Origin of the sequence: Mesorhizobium sp. LMG 17147, from assembly GCF_024297145.1 — a bacterium.
Lineage (GTDB): Bacteria > Pseudomonadota > Alphaproteobacteria > Rhizobiales > Rhizobiaceae > Mesorhizobium.
Map to the genome: position 1 here is coordinate 141,528 of NZ_JANCTC010000010.1, position 18,984 is coordinate 160,511.

Sequence of the window (18,984 nt, forward strand, 5' to 3'; positions counted from 1 at the left end):
ACGGTCGGTGCCTGCGATGAGAGCCATTCAACTGAACCGTTTCGGCGGGCCCGACGTTCTCGAGATAGTCGCGGTGCCGAAGCCCGAGCCGCAAGCCGGCGAGGTTCTGGTCCGCGTTCATGCGGCCGGCGTGAATTTCTTCGAAGTGCTGATGCGCGCGGATCGCTATGCGGTGACGCCGCAGCTGCCGATGATCCTTGGTGTCGAGGCCGCCGGGATCGTGGAGGCGCTTGGGCATGGGGTGGAGGCTTCCTTGCTCGGCATGCGCGTCGCTGCGCCGTTGTTCGCCTCGAGCCAGCCGTTTGGCGGCTATGCCGAGTATGTCACGATCGACGCAAGCCTGGCCGTGCCGCTGCCGGATGCGCTCTCGTTCGAAGACGCGACGGCATTGATGGTGCAAGGGCTGACGGCGCTGCATCTATCGCGGCAAAGCCGGCCGGCCGGCAAATCGGTGCTGGTCGCCGCTGCCGCGGGCGGCGTCGGTTCGTTGCTCGTCCAGCTTGCCAAGCGCGCCGGCGCGAGCCGTGTCATCGCGGCAGCCGGCAGCAAGGCCAAGCTCGACCTTGCTTTGTCGCTGGGAGCCGATGCTGCCGTCGACTACAGCAACGCGGATTGGCCGGAGCACGCCCGGGCAGCGACAGGTGGCGCTGGCGTCGACATCATCTACGACATCGTCGGCGGGCCGCTGACGGCGGCCGCGCTCGAGGCCCTGGCGCCTTGCGGAGAGTTGGTGTTTGCCGCACTTGGCAGATACGCGCTCGGCGCCCCGCAGATGGAGGCGATGATCGGCCGCAACCAGTCGCTGAGGGGTTTTGCCCTGCTGCCGTTGCTGTCTACGGACGGGCTCCGTGACGGCCTTTTGGAACTTTTCGATCTGGCCGCTGGTGGTCAGCTTGTGGTGACCAAAGGTGGCCGCTTCCCGCTCGACCAGGCCAGCCACGCACACCGCCTGCTGGAGGAGCGCGGCGCGACCGGCAAAGTTGTCTTGATACCTTAGCAGGTGCTCGGCAAGGAGCCGAGGATCCGGGCTTGTGCCGTTCCGGCCGTCAGCGAACCCGGTAGAACGGATTTGGCAGCAGGAACAGCTTCTCGGCATGCCCGCCGAACAGGTCGGATGGCTGGTCACCGACATTGGCAATTATTGTGTAGCCGGCCTTTTCGATTTCGGCCCTTATGGGTGCCTTGAAATCTGCGGCGGAGCCGTATTTGGCCCCGGGCTGGACCATGTAAAGGTGCTCGTAGCCGGCATAGCCGGCCGACTGCAGGTTCTGTTCGGTTGCCTGACGCTGGTCCTCCGGACGTCCCGTGATGAAGAACACCGCGACTTTCGCCGTTTGCGCCTGCTGGAAGACCTCCAGCACCGGGTCGATGGCCGGATCCTTCGCAAGCTGGTCCCAGGCGGCCCAGCCACAGGGACCGTCGATTGCGATGTCGCAGGCGCCGCCGATCGGGCGGCCGAAATTGTCACGTGTGATCACTTCCCAGTTGGCCAAAGCCGTCTCGTCTATGTCGAGCACCAGTGCGGGGCGAGGCACCTCCATTGCGCGCTTGACGATCCAGTCGCCTGCCTGCTTCGCCACAGCGGCAAGGTCGCGATCATAGTCTCCGGAATCATGATAATTGGCAGCCGCCAGCATCGCATCGCCGACATTGGCTGGCTGGGACGGGCTTGTGAGAAGGAGCGAGTCGGAACGCGCCGGCCCAGGAACATTTGTGCCGATCATCAGCACGATTGCCCCGGCACGCGCAATTCTATTCCAACCAATCGCCCGCATCACGAGACTTTGCGGTCACGAGAAGTCGGCTGTCAAGCGAGGTCTTCCACAGGTCCTCGAGACTGCGACGCTGAATTGGACATTCCAGATCCCGAATGTCTCTATGGGTTGCTGCACGCTACACGATTTCCGCCGCCGCGGTCTTTGCCTCCGACAGGCGACGCACCGCCGGAACCGCCGGTCGAAATGCGTCACCCGAAAATCATGGCCGTTACGCGCTTTGCCGTGCCCTACGCCGCCTGAACGATCTCGACCAGTTCAACGTCGAACACCAGATCCCGTCCCGCCAAAGGATGATTGCCGTCGAGCTTGACGCTGGTGTCGTCCACGCCGACGACTGTTACCGGCATCGGGCGCCCCTCTGCGGTTCTGACCTGCAATCGAGTGCCGATATCGACGTTGATGTTGTCTGGTACGCGGGCGCGGTCGACGGTCATCACCGCTTCGGGGCGGTGGGGCCGTAGGCGGCGTCGGCGGGAATGGTGACGGTGCTTTTCGCGCCCACCTCCATACCCTCGACATGGGTTTCGAGACCGGCGATCACTTGTCCTTCACCCAACGTGAATTGCAGCGGTTCGTTGCCGGAAGAATCGAACTGAGTGCCGTCAGCCAGGCGGCCATTGTAATTGATGCGCACGGTGTCGCCATTCTTGGCCTGTGTCATGATAGCCATCCTTTGAAAGTTTCGAGGGGCCGGCCAGAGCTCACGGTCCCGTCCTCGATCATCCACACACTCGGGTGCGCGGCGCGAAACGCTAAAACTAGGGACCTGGCTGCCGATGTAAACCCCGATTGGGCTACGCCGGCATGATCTGCCGGCGTTCGTCGCCTTCGGCAGGAGTGCGCCGGACTAGCGGGTCATGCCGGCTCAACCCATTCAGGCGGCGTGCAAATGGCGGCTAGATCAGGTGATGGCCGCCATCGATGCGGATTGTCTCGCCGGTCGTGAACTCGCTTTCCATGAGGTAGACATAGGCGGCGGCGACGTCCGCAGCGGTCGGAATTTTTCCCGACGGCAACCGGGCAGCCATGTCGGCAAAGAAGCTGGATTTGGCTTCTCCAACAATGTCCCACACGGGTGTGTCGACCCATCCGGGAGACACGACATTGACGCGCGTCGGGGCCAGTTCGAGCGCCAGGGCGCGCGCGAAGTAGCTGAATGAGCCGGCAATCGCGGAGACGACTGAGCCTCCCGGCACTGGCGGCTTGTCCTTGTTGATGCCCGAGGTGAAGGTCATGGAGCCACCGCCTTCAGGGTGCGCACAGCGTGCTTGGAGAGCATGACGGCCCCAATCAGCTTGTTGTCGACGAAGCCTCGCACAGCCTCCATGTCGGTACTGCCGATCGGATCGCCGGGCGGCAGTGTTCCGGCGGTCGATACCAGGTGGTCGAAGGGACCGATCTCCTCGAACAGGCGAGCGACGTCCGCTTCGTCGGTCATATCGGCAACCAAGCTGGTCACGTGCCCCGCATTGAGCGTCCGTTCGGCCGCCTGCAGTTTCGCGGGCGACCGGCTGACGATCACGACCTTCGCTCCGCAATTGAGAGCAGCTTCCGCGACGCCGAGACCGATGCCGGAGCTGCCGCCGATGACGATGACTTTCCTGTCCACGAGCGATGTCATGGGAGGTCTCCATTCGTTTGCGATTTCGGTGAGGGTCAAGCTTTGCCGTCGTAGGCGGCTTCGAGGTCGGCGATGATGATCTTGCGCATCCCGTACATCGCCTGCCGGACGCGGTTGGCCTTTTCGCGATCCGGGTCGGCACTGAGCCGCGGCAGGATTTCCGGGATGACCTGCCAATAGACGCCGAACTTGTCGGTGAGCCAGCCGCAGGGTTGTTCCCTGCCGCCGCCGGCGGTGAGCGCCTCATAGTAGTAGTCGGTCTCGGCCTGGTCCCTGGTCTCGATGTAGAGTGAGAGCCGCTCGTTGAAAGGCGGCTGCGGCCCGGCATTGAGCGCTGTAAGGTGCAGACCCTCGAGCTCGAAATCGAAGGTGGCATGCGGGACCGTCTTGTTGGTTCCGGACACCCAGTCGGTGTATTCGAGCGTCTGGAGCGCTTTGCTGTTCTTGAAGACCGAGAGATAGAAATCGCGGGCCTCCTTGGCGTCGGTGTTGAACCAGAGGAATGGGTGGATGGTGGCCATGTCCGTTCTCCGTTAATTCCTTGCGACAGCGATCTTTGGCGAAGGGCCTGTCCGCTGTTGCTTTCATTCAGGCTTAGCGGTGATCCGACGGCCGATAGACCGAGCCGTCCCAGTCGCGGGCAAACCCGAGGTCTTCGAGCCGGCGGGTCGAGAAGCGTGCAATCTGGCGCTCGGTCCGGCGCCGGCTGCTCGATGCGAGGATGCGGCCGGCCATGCCTGTCAGGACGTCGACGATGGGTTCAACTCGTTTGGCATTCATGGTGCTCTCCCAGAGTGGCGGCAGTTTTGGTTTCAGCAGTTGCCCCGCGACTTTCGTCAGCGAGACTATCAGTCACATCAAGTCGCCTTTTTAAGCGGCGATGAATGACTGAATACGCGAGCAAATATGCCGTCTTCTGGCCTGGACGACAAACGACTTATCGGCGACAATGTGTGAGCATCGCTCACACATAGGTATCGATCCATGCCCCGGAAGCTGCCTCCCCTCACCACCTTGCCGAGCTTCGAAGCGGCGGCGCGCCTGTTGAGTTTCTCCAAGGCGGCAGAGGAACTTCATGTCACCCACGGCGCGATCAGCCGGGCGATCAAGAACCTTGAGGATCAGCTCGGTGTGCAGTTGTTCGAGCGCGGTACGCGTTCGGTGAGCCTGACCGCCGTCGGCGAGCCCTATGCGCGGGCGGTGCGCGAGGTGCTCGACCAGTTGGCCGCCGCCACTGCTGCGGCAACGGCCCGCTATTCGAGCTCGACACTGAACGTAAGCACCTCCGATGGCTTCGCGGGGAGATGGCTGGTGCCACGCCTCTACCGCTTTCACCGTGCGCATGGCGACATCGATGTGCGGGTTTCGACGAGCGGGAAGCTGACCAACTTCCTCGGCGACGGCATCGATGTCGCCGTCCGTTATGGCAGCGGAAACTATCCGGGGCTCACGTCGGAGTTCCTCACCGGCGAGGAGGTGTTTCCAGTGTGCAGCCCAAAGCTTCTTGAGGGTGCGCATCCGCTCCGCACGCCTCAGGACCTCAGACACCACACGCTGATCCGTGACAGCTTTCCGATCGATTGGGCGACCTGGCTGGCGAGCGCCGGGGCCGAGGGCGTGGACCCGCAGAGCGGGATTACCTTCGACTCTGCCACCTTTGCCATGGAGTCGGCCGCACAGGGCGAGGGGGTGGTGCTGGGTCGGACCATGCTGGTTGCGGCCGACCTCGCCGCCGGGCGGCTTGTCCGCCCCTTCGGCCACGCCCTGAAATCCCCTTCCAGCTTCTATCTCGTCTACCCGCCGGAGGCGATCCGTCAGCGCAAGGTCAAGGCTTTCAGGGATTGGCTGCTTTCAGAAGTCACGCCGCAAACGGACTGACGGGAAGGCCGAGAGAACAGGATCGTCGACGGGTCAATCGCCCGGTGACTGTCGGCTCGCCCGAACTGCGGTGATGATCCAGGCGCGCGAGTCGAAAAGCACACCGTCCGCGGTCAAGTGCGCGTCGAGCAGATCGCGCAACCGCCGCAGCGCCGCGTCGACATCCACATCCGCGCGGGCGAGCGGATCCTTGACCAGTTGCAGGCCAAGCAAAGCGTCATAGGCCGCATCGACGTCCTGGCCGTAGAAGACCGGCTCACGCACTTCGGCAAAGTCGACCGAAACAAAACCGGATGCACGCAAGATCTCCGCGGTGATGGCGGGGTCGCCAAGCGAAAATGGGGTGGCGGCGCCCGCCGATATGGCGGTCCCCGGCGCAATTGCCCGCTGAATGGCAGTCGCCCACTCATTACGGTCCTGGCCCTGCCATACCATCCACACAAGACGTGCTCCTGGTCGCATCGCCCGGCCGATATTGGCGAACGCCGCCGCCGGATCGGCAAAGAACATCACGCCAAAGCGACTGATGCACAGATCGAAGCCGGCAGGCGGAAATACCAGCAATTGCGCATCGCCGCGCTCAAAGGCGACGTTTCGCAATCCTTCTTCGGCGCTACGGCTCCGGGCGATCTCGAGCATCTGCGCCGATACGTCCACGCCGAGCACGCTGCCTTCCACCGCGACACGGGCGGCATCACGAGAGGATTGTCCCGAACCGCATCCGATATCGAGCACGCGATCGCGCGTTCCCACCTTGACCGCAGCCCTGAAGACCTCGTTGTGCCGTCGCAGTTCGGCGTCGTAAAACTCAGCGCAGTTCAACACCATCGCACGCCTGTCTGGAGGTGGGCCGGCAGCATTTCCGGCCGCTCTGCCCTGATCTTTTCGCGTCGGGCTGACCCCGAACTGTCAGCCGCGCCGCGCCGCCTCGATCGCTGCAACGTCGATCTTTTTCATCTCCATCATCGCTTCGAATGCGCGCTTTGCTTCATCGCCGCCGGCGGCCATCGCTTCGGTCAGCACGCGCGGCGTGATTTGCCAGGAGATGCCCCATTTGTCCTTGCACCAGCCGCACGCACTTTCCTGGCCGCCATTGTCGACGATGGCGTTCCAATAGCGGTCGGTCTCCTGCTGATCGTCGGTGGCGATCTGGAAGGAGAAGGCTTCGTTGTGTTTGAACGCGGGCCCGCCATTGAGGCCGAGACAGGGGATGCCGGCGACCGTGAACTCGACCGTCAGCACGTCGCCCGCCTTGCCGGACGGGTAGTCGCTGGGAGCGCGGTGGACGGATTTCACCGAGCTGTCAGGAAAAGTCTCGGAATAGAAGCGGGCCGCAGCCTCGGCGTCCTTGTCGTACCAAAGGCAGATCGTGTTCTTGGCGATTGTCATTGCTGGTCCCTTTGCTTTCGAAATCAATCTGGGCTTTTGAAAATCAACCCGGGTTTTTCACAGCTGGCCTCGGCGTTGCACCGGGCATGGAAATGCGCTCGAGCCATCGATGTTCCGACAGCAGCTGCCCGGAACCAAGGTACCACGGCTGGTGCTTTCAGGACCAGATGCGGGCAGTGACTCGAACCGGAGATCCGCCTGGTCCGACCGGCGGCCTCACTTTTTGGGTAGGGCCGCGCCGCTTTGCTCAAGGTCACGCTGGCTTTCCGTTGGCGCGCCGTTGCCTCAGAAGGCGCATGAGCAAGTTCCGTCTGTCCTTGCGCGGGACGAGTTCGATATCGCTGACGAGTTTTGCGCCGCCCTTGTGCCGCTCCAATGTGATCTTGCGGCTATGGAAAGCTTCCAGCTCGGCGCGATGCGCTACGCTTATGATGGTGACCTTCGGCAATTCGCGAATGATCATCTGCATCATGTTGTCCTGGCTCTTCTCATCGAGTGCCGACGTTGCCTCGTCCAGCACGATGATATCGGGGCGGTGCAGCAGAAGACGCGCGAAGGCGAGGCGCTGCTTTTCGCCACCCGACAAGGTCTGGTCCCATGGGGCGTCCTCCTCAATCCTGTCGTTGAGGTAGTCGAGTCCCACCTTGTCGAGCGCAGCCTTGATCTTATCCAGCGTCCAGCTGTCGGCGGCGCCTGGATAGGCGACAGCGCGGCGAAGGGTCCCGGTCGGGATGTAAGGCCGTTGCGGCAACATGAACAACCGTCTGTCGGCGCGGATGTTGACGCTGCCGCTACCCCATGGCCACAGACCCGCGATGGCCCGCACCAGTGTACTCTTGCCCGAGCCGGATTCGCCGGCGACTAGCACCCGTTCGCCTGGTTCGATCACGACCTCGGTTTCCTTGACCACGGCGGTGCCGTCGTCGAGCGACACGGAGAGATTGTTCAGGCTGAGCATCGCATCGCTGCCGGTCTCGCCGCGCTTTATGCGCCCCAGCGTGTTGCTCTGTTCCGCCCGCTCGAGCCCGTCGAGCGACATTATCAGCGAGGCGATGCGCCGTGCAGAGGCATTCCAATCGGCGAGACGGGGATAGTTGTCGACCAGCCACCCGAACGCGCCCTGCACGATGGCAAAGGCCGAGGCAGCCTGCATGACCTGCCCAAGTGTCATGCTGCCTTCGAGGAACTTTGGAGCGCAAAGCAAGACCGGCACGACAGGCGCAAACAGGCTCGACCCTTGGGACACCAATGCCGTGCGCATGTGCTGGCCTGCAAGGAGCGCCCATTGCCTGAGCACATGGGCGAATGTCTTGTCCATGCCGCTGCGCTCCTCCTCCTCGCCGCCGAGCAATGCGATACTCTCGCCGTTTTCCCGCACGCGCGTTAGCGAGTAGCGGAACTCGGCTTCCGCCTGATTTTTTTCCCCGGAGAGGTGGACGAAATGGCGGCCGATGACCGCCATCGAGGTGGACGTGATCGCGGCATAGAGCACTGCGGTGATGACCAGGAAGCCGGGAATGGTGACGGTCGAACCTGCAATCGTCAGGGTCAGGGCGCCGCCGATCGTCCACAGCACCACGATGAAGGTCGAGGCCGACAGAAATGCGACGATGACACCGGCAATGAAATCGACCGGCGATTCGGTGGCAATCCGCAAATCCTCGGCGATGCGGGCTTCGGGGTTGCTGTGGTCGCCGCCGACGAGGTTCAGCTGATAGTAGCGGCCGCTTGCCAGCCAACGCGCGATGACCGCGGTGGTGAGCCAGGAACGCCAGCGGCGCTGTATCTTCATGCGAAAGAAGACTTGTGCCACCACAAGGCTGGCGCTTCCGAGCACGAGTGGCAGGAATACGGCGCTCAGCCAATATACGGTGTGGGCATTGCGTTGCTCAATGGCGTCGAAAATTGCGCGATTCCAGACATTGATCCCATACTGGAAGCCGACATTGGCGACGATCAGGACCAACAGCCCGATCGTCAACGGCCAGGCGACCCTGTCGCCACTGCCGCTCCAGTAACCGCGGGCGCTGATCCAGAAGCGCTTAAGCAGATATCTCTTGCGCGCCCGCTCGGCCTCTTCAGGTGTCAGCTTAGGATCGGGTTCGGTGACATCCGGCGGCGGCGCGGGCTTGCCGACGACCTCGGACGCGACATCAACAGTCGTCTGGCGCGACTTCTCGGCATCGCGCGATTGGGCGCCATCAACCGATTTCAGCTTGAATTTAGCTTGGGGCATCCGGCGATAACGGCTTAAAAATCAGAAGGTTTCACAGCGTCCGCTCGAGACGCCGGCTGCAAACAGCACCAGGGCTTCTCCAGTGTTCCAGTGCTCGTAACACCCTATGGTCGTTCTCGAACATGACGGCCTGTGATCTGGTGCGGGACAGCTAACCGAACCCACAAGATGGAGATGTGTTCTGTTGTGTTTCGGCACCAGCGGAAAGTGAATGGTGTCGGGCCCGTCCGAGCTTGATAAAGTCAGCAGTGCATCGGCGTCGGAACAAGGGTGCGATTTTGCCGTTGAGCGAGAAACTGGAAGCGACCCGCATGTCCGAATTGCCGATTGAGGAGATCGAAGGGCGGCTGAACGCCCAGCGCGAGACTTTGGCGCTGGTCGTCGCGCTGCTTGCCAGCAAGGATACGGCGCCCGAGCGAATATGGGCCGAACTGGAGGACCGTTTTCAGTTTCAGAACAGTCAGGAGGACCCCGGCGTCCTGCCAAGCCGCGCATTCGCCATCGAGGCTGCGAAGATGCGGGAGTTCAAGCTGATCGCCGAAGAGGCGCGGGCGCGCAACGCGGAATGGAACGGCAGGGACAAGCCACAGGGCGCCAGCTGACACCCCGGCGAGTGCTTGCAGGACCGGCTATTTTGCCGTGACCGAGCATGTCAGCTTTGCTGCAAAAATGTACGCGCCAACTCCTCCCATTCCTCGTCAAGCGTTGAGGTAGGCGGCGTGGCATTGCTGCGGCGATACCAATATTCCGCATTCGACTGGTCGCCTTCCTTGCGGTGGAGATAGGCATGTACGTGCATGCCGGCCGTATCGTCGCGCTGCTGCGCGCATTCGTGCGCCTTAGCCCAATCGCCCTTTGCATCCCACCACAGCGCCTGCAGGGCAGGACTCAAGCCGGCTGGCGGCTGTGGTTCGGCAATCGAATCCCTGAAGGCTTGCAGATCCATTTTGTTCACCATAGCGACGGTACAGGGCGTCTATAATAACCACGCCGGCGGCCGACCGATAGCGTGCATCGGGCGGGATGACTGACATAGATATCAGGACTGCCGAGAGCGGAGGTCCGATAACCGCACTGCCAGACGCTTGATTCGATGACGTGTATGAAATAGTGCGCGCCACGAAACCATGATGCCTGAGACAGCGAGGATAAGTAGCGAGCCGATGACAGCCTCCGACAACCCACGCCAATTCTACCACGGCACCCGGGCCGACCTTAAACCGGGAGACCTGATCGAAGCCGGCTACAGCTCCAATTACGGCGCGCGAAAGCAGGCAGCCTGGGTCTATCTGACCGGCACTCTGGATGCGGCTATCTGGGGTGCAGAACTGGCCGCCGGTGACGGACGCGAAAGGATCTACATCGTGGAACCAACCGGCCCGATCACCGACGACCCCAACCTTACGGACAAGAAATTTCCCGGCAATCCGACGCAGTCCTATCGCTCCCGCCAGCCGCTCAGGATCACGAGCGAGGTCACAGAGTGGCAGGGCCACTCGCCCGAGCGGCTGAAAGAGATGAAGGACCATATCGAACGGCTGAAGGCGCAAGGCATCGAGGCGATCGATTGATCGCTAAATAGGCATATGTCCTGCAATTGCCGGGCCTGGCTCTGACCTACGGTCGGTGGCAGTCGCCGCGAAATACGGTTCAACGTCCACAACAGGTCAGACCGACCGCGTCGCTCGTTACCGCACGACCTCGCGGTGACCGCCGGGCAGGCGGCTGGCGATAAGCTTGTCGATGCGGCGGCCGTCGAGGTCGACGACCTCGAAGCGCCAGCCTTGCGCGTCGACGCATTCGCCGGTCGCCGGCAGATGATGCAAATGCGACAGCACATAGCCGGCGACGGTTTCGTAGTCGCGGTTCTCGGGCAGGTCGATGCCGAGGACCTCCGCCATCTCGTCGGCCTGCATGTAGCCGGCAAGCAGCCATGAGCCGTCCTCGCGCTTGACGGCGTTTTCCTCTTCGCCGGCATCGAGATCCGAACGGAAGACGCCGGTAATCGCTTCCAGTATGTCGGCCGGGGTGACGATGCCTTCGAAATGGCCGTATTCGTCATGTACCAGCGCCATCGGCACGTCGGATTCCTTCAGTGTCGCAAGCACGTCCAGCGCATCGGCCTGGTCATGCACGATTGGGGCCGTGCGCACGTGCCGGCGCGGGTCGAGAGCGCGGCCGCCGAGCATCGCCGCCAGCACGTCGCGGGTCTGGACGACGCCGATCATGGCGTCGACGCCGCCGTCGCCGGCCGGCAGGCGCGAATGCTGGGTGTCCATCAGCAGCTTTCTGATGGCCGCCTCGTCGGATTGCAGATTGATCCAGTCGACCTCGGTGCGCGGCGTCATCACCGCGCGCACGGCGCGGTCGCCGAGCCGCATCACGCCGGCGATCATGCGCCGTTCGTCGGATTCGATGGTGCCGTGGTGCTCGGCTTCGGCGACCAGCATCTTGATCTCCTCGTCGGTGACCCTCTCCTCGCTCTGGCCGTGCTGGCCAAGCAGCCACAGCAGGGCGCGGCCGGAAAAATCGAGCAGGAAGACCAGCGGCGCCGAAACGCTGGCGAGGATGGTCATTGCCGGAGCGACCCTGACGGCGACCCGTTCGGGGTCGCGTAATGCGATCTGCTTGGGCACCAGTTCGCCGATGATCAACGAGCCATAGGTGATGATGGCGACGACAATGCCGACACCGAGCGGGTCGGCGAGGCTTTCGCGGACGCCGGCCGATGCCAGGAAGGTGGCCAGCCGCTCGCCGAGCGTGGCGCCGGAAAAGGCGCCGGACAAGACGCCGACCAAAGTGATGCCGATCTGCACCGAGGACAGGAACTTTCCCGGATTGGCGCCGAGCGCCAGAGCCCGGCCGGCACCCTTGACGTTGCGGTCGATCATCGTCTTGAGGCGCGCCGGCCGCGACGAGACGATGGCGAGCTCGGACATCGACAGAAGGCCGTTCACGCAGATGAGGACGACCACGATGGCAATTTCAGCATAAAGCATGCCGGGTCCATAGCATTGCCGCGCGGTTTTCGAAAATAGGACGGTCGCGCTTTTTAAATTTAGCGAGCGGGGCAAATCAGGCGGCACCCCATGCCGCATCCCAGGGCGGCGCGGAAAAATGCTCGATCAGGGCGTCGACGACGACGCGCACCTTTGGTGCGAGATTGCGTGTTACCGGCCAGATGGCATGCACCACGGTGTTTTCGACAAGGCAGTCCGACAGAACCATTTCGAGCTCGCCGCGCCTGATGCTGCCGGCCGTCAGCCATGTCGGCAGATAGACGATACCGCAGCCGGCCAGTACCGCATCGAGCATCGGTTCGCCGTGGCCGAGCACCAGCCGCGCCTTGGGCGCGAATTTTTCGAGACGGCCGTCGGCATGCCTGACGGTCCAGGGATGGACCGTGCCATCGCGGCCGTAGCCGATGAGGCTGTGCCTGGGCAGGTCCTCGATCGAGTGCGGCCTGCCATGGGCGTCGAGATAGGCGGGGGCGGCGACGATGGCCGAACGCTGGGCATAGATGCGGCGCGCGGCGAGCGACAAGCTGTCGTCGAGGTCGCCCATGCGCACCGCCAGGTCGATGCCTTCCTCGATCAGGTCGACGCGCCGGTCGTTGAACGAGATTTCCATCGTCAGATCCGGGAATTTTTTGGAAATGTCGAACAGAACCGGGGCGACGCACCGCCGGCCGAAGGCCAAAGGCAGGTCGACACGCAGCCGCCCGGAAGGCACCTGCTTGCGCGAAGCCAGCAGTGACTGCGCGGCTTCGATCTCGGCCAGTGCCCTGACGCAGGCTTCGTAATAGCTCAGGCCCTCACTGGTCGGGCTCAGGCTGCGGGTGGTGCGGTTGAGCAGGCGAACGCCCAATCGCTGTTCCAGCTGCGCGATCGACTTGCCGACCGCCGATTTCGTGACATGCAGCCGGGCGCCGGCGCCGGTGAAGCTGCCGGCCTCCACCGCGTGAACGAATGCGACGATGCCTTGCAAATTGGCCGATTCCAATGAAGCGCTCCTATTGTAGAGTTTTGCTCCTTAATCTGTTGCAGAACATGCCACATGGAAGCACTTTTCTCCATAGTGAAACGGCATAAATGTCTCGCGCAACCATCAACCACGGAGCGCGAACCAAATGAGCACCCAAAACAGATCCTGGCAGATGACCGGTTTCGGCCTGTCCAGTTTGAAGCCGGCCGAGGGAAAGCTGCCCCGACCCGGGCCGCATGATCTTCTGGTACGCGTCACAGCGGTATCGCTGAATTACAAGGACAGGATGATCGTCGATGGCGTGCTGATACCGGACCTCAGCTTGCCGTTCGTGCCGACATCGGACGCGGTTGGCGAAGTTGTCGCCACCGGCAGCGAAGTCAGCCGCTTCGGCATCGGGCAGCGGGTGCTCGGCCAGGTGATCGCCGACTGGCCGGACGGCAACGCCCCGCCGGTGCTGCACAAGCATACGCTTGGTTCGTCACTGCCCGGCATGCTGTCCGAGCATGTGCTCTTTCACGAGGATGCCGCCGTGGCGGCGCCGCCGTCACTCAGCGATGTCGAGGCGTCGACGTTGCCGATCGCGGCGCTGACGGCGTGGTTCGCGCTGGTCGAGGCGGCCAAGCCTATCCCGGGTGAGACCGTTCTCATCCAGGGCACCGGCGGCGTGTCGCTGTTTGCGCTGCAATTCGCCGCCGCTTTCGGCCTGCGCGCCATCGTTACCTCGAGCAGCGACGAGAAGCTCGAGCGGGCAAAAGCGCTCGGCGCCTGGAAGGGGATCAATTATCGCAGCCATCCGGCATGGGACGAGGTCGCCCGCGAGCTGACAGACGGCGCCGGCGTCAGGCACGTGCTGGAAATGGTCGGCGGCGACAATGCGCGGCGCTCGCTCAATGCGCTGGGCGCCGACGGCAGGCTGTCGCTCATCGGCCTTCTCGGCAGCATGGAGCTCAGTTTCCCGATCATTCCGTTCCTGCGCAACCGGATCGTTGTGCAGGGCATATCGATCGGCCACCGCCGCGCCTTCGAACGAATGAACCAGGCGATCGAGACGCTCGCGATCAAGCCGGTGATCGACAAGGTGTTTGGCTTCGACGAGGTGCCGCAGGCATTTGAGCGTCTGGAGACCGGACCGTTCGGCAAGATCGTGATCACCATGCTATGAGCCGGTCGGAAATGGTTGTCAGACGGGCCGATTGCGCGCCTACGGCAGTTGCAGCAGTACGCCGATGATGGCCTTGCCGTCGGTGAAATAGGGATCGCCTTCGCCGTTGCGCCCGGTCTTTGTGGCGCCGACGCCTGGTATCTCGCTGGTCGAGATCAGCATGCCGGCGGCGGAGAGGTCGCGCATCAACCCATCGCGCTCGGCGTCGATGTCGGGGCCGATGTGATGAGTGATCGCGCCGGTGTCATGGCTGAGGCCGACGCCGCGGTCAAAGCTTGCCGAGCCAAGCCAAAGCGGCCGGCCGTCGTCTCCGGTCGCAGCGGTCTGCCAGAAGCGGACGTGGTGGCGCCGGTCGGCGCTGTCGCCGACCGGCTTTTCGAAGGCTAGGTCCTGGGCGCGGCCTTCGAACAGCAGCCGGCTGACCGGCGCGTCGGGATAGGGGCGGTCAAACAGCACGCTTTCGCCGATCTCGATCGCCGTCTTCAGCGAGACCGCGTCTGCCGTATCCCAGCCGGCGACGGCAAAAGCATGGACAAGCTCCTTCTTGGTGCCGACAAGGCCGACATTGATCGGATCGCCCGGAATGCCTTGCGGTGTGTGCGTCACCATCTCGAATTGCTGATTGCGAAAATTGCGGTCCCGTAACGTCCAGAACTCAGGCGCGGCGAAATAGGCGAGCGAAAGATAGGCGGCACAGCATGCCACCAGCCAGGTCGTTGCACGTCGTCGAAGGCTTCGTTGGCTCAAGAGGCACCACCCAAGCGTCTGCGCACCATCTTAATCGGCGCAGCAGGTCTTGGGCAGGGGCTGCAATCAGCGGCAGGCGCGATAGCCGTTCTTGCGGTTCTTGATGTCGAAATGGAAATGGTTGCGGTGGTCGTAGTTGTAGCCGGGGCCGAGCACGGTGGTGAAATACTGGCAGCCGTCGGCCCGCACATTGTTGAGGAAGCCGCGCGTGCGGAAGGCGAACAGGCCGGGCTTGCGGACGTCGATGTCGTCGCCATTGTTAAGCTCGATGCTCATCACGTCGAGCGCATTGCCCTTGCCGTGTTCCGACAAAACACCTTCGCCGGCGATCCTGCGGCAGGAATAGCTCGAGCCCTGGTGGATGGTCTTGACGCCTGAAAAATAGCGCCAGCGGGCCGACGGGACGAGTTCATTCCTGGTCCAGCCGGCAAAGCTGGCGGCCATGTCGCAGGTCAGCGTCGCGGCCGGCTTCATCGCGACGCTGCCGATGGCCGAGACCTTGACCGGATAATCGATGCCGCATTGGCCTTCATGGATCGGCGCAACGTCGGTGTAGACGACGCCGAGGCGTTTCAGCTCCTTGCGGCAATCGATCTCTGCGGCCGGCATCCGTTCGGCCGGCGACATCGGATTGTCCATGCGCGGATAGGCGGCCGTCATATAGGGGTTGGACGGGACGAGGCGCTGCATGCCGGAATATTCTGGGCCGGAATATTGTGGGTCGGAATAGGGCGGGACGGCAGCGGTCTGGCTGCCGACGTCGACGGCCGGCTGCAGCGACAGCACGCTGCCGGTGTTGCAGGCAGAGACCGCCGCAATGGCAAGCACGACGGCAAGCCTGCCGGCCATGCGCGCGCGTCCTGTGTGCCGCGCAGCGACAAGCGCAGCGCGAATTAGCCCGGCCATCGGAAGGGTTCCTGTCCCCAGATGGCACAGACTCTAAACCTGAAGAGTAAAGGAAAAATCAGCGGCGCCGTTCACGCCTGCGGCCAAATTGCGGCACCCATTATCGGCGCCCGGCGTCATTGGCAAAACGTGCCGCCATTGCGGCGCGGTTCGAGATCGAAATGGAGATGCTGCGAATGATCGGCATCGCTGCCGGGGCCAAGCACGGTCTTGAACGGCCCGCAGGCTGCCTTGCGCACTGCGTTCAGGAATTTCGCGTCCTTTTCCGGCGGCGCCGGGCCGACATCGATCTCCTTCCCGTCCGAAAGCTTGAAGCTGGCGATATCGAGCGCATTGCCGAAGGCGTGCTCCGACAATTTGCCGCCACCATTGCGCGACCGGCAGACGAAGGCGGAGGCCTGGCCGATCGATTTGAGGTCCTCGCCAAACTCCGCCTTGGCCGCAGGCTGGATGACGGCAGCAGCAAAGCGTGCGGCGGCCTCGGCCATCTGGCAATTGAGCTCGGGCTCCGGGCCGATGGCGATGGACTTGCCGAGCGTCCTCAGCACGATCGGGTAGGGGATCGAGCAACCGACCGCCGTATCATGCTCGGGCTTGCGCTCCTCGAAATCGACGCCCATCGATTTCAGCCGCCTGCGGCAGGCCAATTCCTCGGCCGGCATTTCTTTCTCGGCAATTGCGACCGATCGAGGATCGGGAAGGATTTCTTGCTCCGCCTTTTCGTCTGCCTCGGCCGGGTTTGGTGGCGCGACCGATGCGTTTGCCGGCGGCTCGGCCTGCGCCGGCTTTTCAGGCGGCTGTGGTGCGATCGCCGGCGGCTTCGGCTGCTCGGTCCTGGACTGGCCATTTTGGGGCTGATCGTTTTGAGGCTGACCGTTTTTGGGCCGCTCAGCCTCCGGAGCGGGGCGTGGTTCGGGGACCGGGATCTCGGTTGGTGCTGGCGGAGTGACTTGCTGGTTGCGTTGCGGAACCGGTGCGGTTGGCGGCAGCTCGGACGCCTTGGCTGAGACGGGTCCCGCCAGCGGCGTAGCCGCAACGGCCAGCAGCAATCTGCCCAATCTGAAAAAGCCAAACGCCGCCATTGTATCGCAACGGCCAGAATGCAGGGAAGTTGCCTTGGGCGAGGGGGCTGGCGATCACAATCGGTAACCGCGCTGTTACGCGCCGATCGCTTCCAGCCCCTCCTCGAGCCAGTCCGCCAGCAGCGGCATGCCGAGTAGATATTTTGCCGTGCGCTTGTTGGCGCGCTCGCGGGCGGCGGTCAGCGCGTCGGTCCATTCCGTCGCGTCATAGTCGCCGCGGCCAACCCAGGCCAACGCAATCAGTTCGGCCGCTTCGTCGACATTGAGATCGTCGATCAGCTCGCGCAGTTCTTCCTCGGTGAGATCTTCGGAGCTTTCCTCGGCAAGGCCGTCATGATGGTGGTTGTCGTGCGCGTTGCCGTCGAGCTCTACCTCGTGCTCGGCGCCGTCGGCATAGTCTTCGTTGACGGCGGCGCTGAGCGCCTTCGCCTTCAGGATGAACAGGCGCACGGTGTCGGGACCGATCGAAAGCTCCCAGTCTCGTTCAACGCGTTGCTGCACCGGCCGTCTCCCTGCTTCGTGCTCGGTCGGCCCGATGATAGCGGATTTGCAGCGCTCGTCACGTTCTCTTGCGCGTGGGCGTTAATCGTGAACCATGATTTATGATCCCCTCTCTTCCCGGAATAAGATGGCCTTGCTGGGAGAGATCGCGGTTTTGAGATAGGATGACATTTTCCGGGACGAAACGGCTTTGGCCCGGCGTTAGTGTTGCATTGTCAGGTTCAAAGGAGAGTGTAATGCGCAGACGATTGCTGATTTACGCCATGGCCATTGCCGCCCTGCCGCTGATTGCGGCTCCGGCGTTTTCGGCTGGTGAAGGCGGGGGAGGTGGTGGCGGCGGCGGCGGCAATGGCGGCGGCGGCCAGAGCCAGTGCAAGAAGGGGGAGGCCTGGGACAAGAAGCAGAAGAAATGTGTCTCGCCGAAGCAAGGTATGCTGGATGACGACAGCATCTATGATGCCGGTCGCGCGCTGGCGATGGATGGACGCTATGACGAGGCGATCGCCGTGCTCAGCCTCGCCGCCAACAAGCAGGACCCGCGCATCCTCAACTATCTCGGCTATTCGCACCGCCATTCCGGCCGCGTCACCGTCGGCCTCGGCTATTACGAGGAAGCGCTGCGCATCGACCCGAACTACACGCTGGTACGCGAATATCTCGGCGAGGCGCACCTGCAGATCGGCGATCTTGCCGGCGCCCAGGAACAGCTCCGCGAAATCGAGAAGCGCACGGGCAAGGGATCTCGCGAATACGGCATGCTGTCGGAGCAGATCGATCATTTCATGAGGAGCTGATCCGACCTCCGGACGCTGCTCATACCGGCTGCGGCGATCGCAGCCGGTTTTTTGCTGTGCTCACATGCTGCTCCGAACCGGAATTTGGCATCACGGTACACGTGATGCGCTCCTTGACGTCAGGTCAGCCGCGCAATCGGTGGATGATTTTTCAAAATCCGACTTTTTGGACGTGAAAAACCCGCGAAGATTGCTATATCTTGCAAAGATTGTGGTGAGACGGTTCCGTTAGCGAGGCTGCCGGACCGTTTTCTTTTTGTACCATCGACAAGGTCGCTCCCGATTGCGGGGGCGGCGGCAGGAAAGGTCAGGCATTATGAACAAGGTCCCGATGACAGGCGAGGGGTTCGCGTCATTGAAGGAAGAACTGCGCTGGCGCCAGCAACAGGAGCGGCCGCGTATCATCGAGGCGATTTCCGAAGCGCGCTCGCATGGCGACCTCTCCGAAAATGCCGAATATCACGCGGCAAAAGAGGCACAGAGCCTCAATGAGGGCCGGGTCAACGAACTCGAGGACCTGATCGCGCGGGCCGAGGTGATCGACGTCACCAAGCTCAGCGGCGACAAGGTCAAGTTCGGCGCCACCGTGGTGCTGGTCGACGAGGACACCGAGGAGAAAAAGACCTACCAGATAGTCGGCGACCAGGAAGCGGACGTGAAGTCCGGCCGCATCTCGATCTCCTCGCCGATCGCGCGCGCCCTGATCGGCAAGGAAGTCGGCGATGCCATCGAGGTCAACGCACCGGGCGGCGCCAGGGGTTATGAGATCGTCCAGGTGCAATTCATTTAGAACCTTTTGATAATTCCACTCTGGCGGCCGACTGGCGCGGTTTTCTGCGCTTCCGGTGCTCACGTACTTTAAGTACGCTCCGCTCCGGTCCTCGAAAACCACGCTATTCGACT

Annotated in this window: 20 protein-coding genes and 2 pseudogenes; 7 read left to right on the plus strand and 15 right to left on the minus strand. The window is 62.8% G+C overall.

Features of this window, described 5'->3' with window-relative positions:
* The first annotated feature begins 16 nt into the window (after nucleotides 1-16).
* Nucleotides 17-997 carry a zinc-binding dehydrogenase gene (locus NMG46_RS19555; protein WP_254819232.1) on the plus strand — a complete coding sequence of 327 codons (981 nt, stop codon included), beginning with the start codon at nucleotides 17-19 and terminating at the stop codon, nucleotides 995-997.
* Nucleotides 998-1,046: 49 nt separating this feature from the next.
* Here NMG46_RS19555 and NMG46_RS19560 read toward each other — a convergent pair whose 3' ends face one another.
* From NMG46_RS19560 to NMG46_RS19580, 5 genes and pseudogenes are all read right to left on the minus strand, one after another.
* Entirely contained in the window at nucleotides 1,047-1,724 is a 678-nt protein-coding gene (locus NMG46_RS19560; RefSeq protein ID WP_254819233.1) for an HAD family acid phosphatase, read from the minus strand.
* Nucleotides 1,725-2,005: 281 nt separating this feature from the next.
* A pseudogene (locus NMG46_RS19565) lies at nucleotides 2,006-2,439 on the minus strand (peptidylprolyl isomerase).
* A 235-nt stretch (nucleotides 2,440-2,674) separates the two neighbouring features.
* Nucleotides 2,675-3,399 (minus strand): annotated as a pseudogene (locus tag NMG46_RS19570) (SDR family oxidoreductase).
* 35 nt (nucleotides 3,400-3,434) lie between these two features.
* Nucleotides 3,435-3,920, minus strand: a complete 486-nt coding sequence (locus tag NMG46_RS19575; RefSeq protein WP_254819234.1) for a VOC family protein — start codon at nucleotides 3,918-3,920, stop codon at nucleotides 3,435-3,437.
* 73 nt (nucleotides 3,921-3,993) lie between these two features.
* On the minus strand, nucleotides 3,994-4,179 hold the full coding sequence (locus tag NMG46_RS19580) for a DUF1127 domain-containing protein (protein ID WP_254819235.1): 186 nt from the start codon (nucleotides 4,177-4,179) through the stop codon (nucleotides 3,994-3,996).
* 204 nt (nucleotides 4,180-4,383) lie between these two features.
* Between NMG46_RS19580 and NMG46_RS19585 the strand changes: the two genes are divergently transcribed.
* Complete coding sequence (locus NMG46_RS19585; RefSeq protein ID WP_254819236.1) at nucleotides 4,384-5,277, plus strand: transcriptional regulator GcvA; 894 nt, start codon at nucleotides 4,384-4,386, stop codon at nucleotides 5,275-5,277.
* Between the two features lie 33 nt (nucleotides 5,278-5,310).
* Here NMG46_RS19585 and NMG46_RS19590 read toward each other — a convergent pair whose 3' ends face one another.
* The 3 genes from NMG46_RS19590 to NMG46_RS19600 all read right to left on the minus strand — a co-directional run bounded on the left by NMG46_RS19590 (nucleotide 5,311) and on the right by NMG46_RS19600 (nucleotide 8,902).
* Nucleotides 5,311-6,105: a class I SAM-dependent methyltransferase gene (locus NMG46_RS19590; protein ID WP_254819237.1), complete on the minus strand. Its 795-nt coding sequence runs from the start codon at nucleotides 6,103-6,105 to the stop codon at nucleotides 5,311-5,313.
* 81 nt (nucleotides 6,106-6,186) lie between these two features.
* The gene (locus tag NMG46_RS19595; RefSeq protein WP_254819276.1) at nucleotides 6,187-6,660 is read right to left on the minus strand and encodes a VOC family protein; all 474 of its coding nucleotides are present in this window, start codon (nucleotides 6,658-6,660) and stop codon (nucleotides 6,187-6,189) included.
* Between the two features lie 259 nt (nucleotides 6,661-6,919).
* Nucleotides 6,920-8,902 carry an ABC transporter ATP-binding protein/permease gene (locus tag NMG46_RS19600; protein ID WP_254819238.1) on the minus strand — a complete coding sequence of 661 codons (1,983 nt, stop codon included), beginning with the start codon at nucleotides 8,900-8,902 and terminating at the stop codon, nucleotides 6,920-6,922.
* 311 nt (nucleotides 8,903-9,213) lie between these two features.
* Between NMG46_RS19600 and NMG46_RS19605 the strand changes: the two genes are divergently transcribed.
* Nucleotides 9,214-9,504, plus strand: a complete 291-nt coding sequence (locus NMG46_RS19605; RefSeq protein ID WP_254819239.1) for a hypothetical protein — start codon at nucleotides 9,214-9,216, stop codon at nucleotides 9,502-9,504.
* Between the two features lie 50 nt (nucleotides 9,505-9,554).
* Here the strand turns inward: NMG46_RS19605 and NMG46_RS19610 are convergent, their stop codons facing one another.
* Nucleotides 9,555-9,848 carry a hypothetical protein gene (locus NMG46_RS19610; RefSeq protein ID WP_254819240.1) on the minus strand — a complete coding sequence of 98 codons (294 nt, stop codon included), beginning with the start codon at nucleotides 9,846-9,848 and terminating at the stop codon, nucleotides 9,555-9,557.
* 217 nt (nucleotides 9,849-10,065) lie between these two features.
* On the opposite strand from NMG46_RS19610, the gene arr reads away from it, so the two are divergent.
* Entirely contained in the window at nucleotides 10,066-10,473 is a 408-nt protein-coding gene (arr, locus tag NMG46_RS19615; protein WP_254819241.1) for an NAD(+)--rifampin ADP-ribosyltransferase, read from the plus strand.
* Between the two features lie 117 nt (nucleotides 10,474-10,590).
* On the opposite strand, the gene NMG46_RS19620 is transcribed toward arr, so the two are convergent.
* Together NMG46_RS19620 and NMG46_RS19625 are read right to left on the minus strand one after the other, a co-directional pair.
* Nucleotides 10,591-11,901: a hemolysin family protein gene (locus NMG46_RS19620; protein ID WP_254819242.1), complete on the minus strand. Its 1,311-nt coding sequence runs from the start codon at nucleotides 11,899-11,901 to the stop codon at nucleotides 10,591-10,593.
* Nucleotides 11,902-11,977: 76 nt separating this feature from the next.
* Nucleotides 11,978-12,904 (minus strand): LysR family transcriptional regulator, encoded by a 927-nt coding sequence (locus NMG46_RS19625; RefSeq protein ID WP_254819243.1) that lies wholly within the window; start codon nucleotides 12,902-12,904, stop codon nucleotides 11,978-11,980.
* A gap of 127 nt (nucleotides 12,905-13,031) precedes the next feature.
* Between NMG46_RS19625 and NMG46_RS19630 the strand changes: the two genes are divergently transcribed.
* Nucleotides 13,032-14,051: an NAD(P)-dependent alcohol dehydrogenase gene (locus NMG46_RS19630; RefSeq protein WP_254819244.1), complete on the plus strand. Its 1,020-nt coding sequence runs from the start codon at nucleotides 13,032-13,034 to the stop codon at nucleotides 14,049-14,051.
* A 39-nt stretch (nucleotides 14,052-14,090) separates the two neighbouring features.
* On the opposite strand, the gene NMG46_RS19635 is transcribed toward NMG46_RS19630, so the two are convergent.
* The 4 genes from NMG46_RS19635 to NMG46_RS19650 form a co-directional block, all read right to left on the minus strand.
* Nucleotides 14,091-14,798, minus strand: coding sequence for an LssY C-terminal domain-containing protein (locus NMG46_RS19635; protein ID WP_254819245.1), 708 nt, complete (start codon nucleotides 14,796-14,798; stop codon nucleotides 14,091-14,093).
* Nucleotides 14,799-14,864: 66 nt separating this feature from the next.
* Nucleotides 14,865-15,704, minus strand: a complete 840-nt coding sequence (locus tag NMG46_RS19640) for an extensin family protein (protein ID WP_254819246.1) — start codon at nucleotides 15,702-15,704, stop codon at nucleotides 14,865-14,867.
* Between the two features lie 116 nt (nucleotides 15,705-15,820).
* Nucleotides 15,821-16,786: an extensin family protein gene (locus NMG46_RS19645; protein WP_254819247.1), complete on the minus strand. Its 966-nt coding sequence runs from the start codon at nucleotides 16,784-16,786 to the stop codon at nucleotides 15,821-15,823.
* A gap of 75 nt (nucleotides 16,787-16,861) precedes the next feature.
* Entirely contained in the window at nucleotides 16,862-17,287 is a 426-nt protein-coding gene (locus NMG46_RS19650; RefSeq protein ID WP_254819248.1) for a DUF3775 domain-containing protein, read from the minus strand.
* A gap of 236 nt (nucleotides 17,288-17,523) precedes the next feature.
* On the opposite strand from NMG46_RS19650, the gene NMG46_RS19655 reads away from it, so the two are divergent.
* Both NMG46_RS19655 and greA read left to right on the plus strand, forming a co-directional pair.
* Complete coding sequence (locus NMG46_RS19655; protein ID WP_254819249.1) at nucleotides 17,524-18,081, plus strand: tetratricopeptide repeat protein; 558 nt, start codon at nucleotides 17,524-17,526, stop codon at nucleotides 18,079-18,081.
* A 316-nt stretch (nucleotides 18,082-18,397) separates the two neighbouring features.
* Nucleotides 18,398-18,871, plus strand: a complete 474-nt coding sequence (gene greA, locus NMG46_RS19660) for a transcription elongation factor GreA (RefSeq protein ID WP_023719113.1) — start codon at nucleotides 18,398-18,400, stop codon at nucleotides 18,869-18,871.
* Nucleotides 18,872-18,984 lie beyond the last annotated feature (113 nt).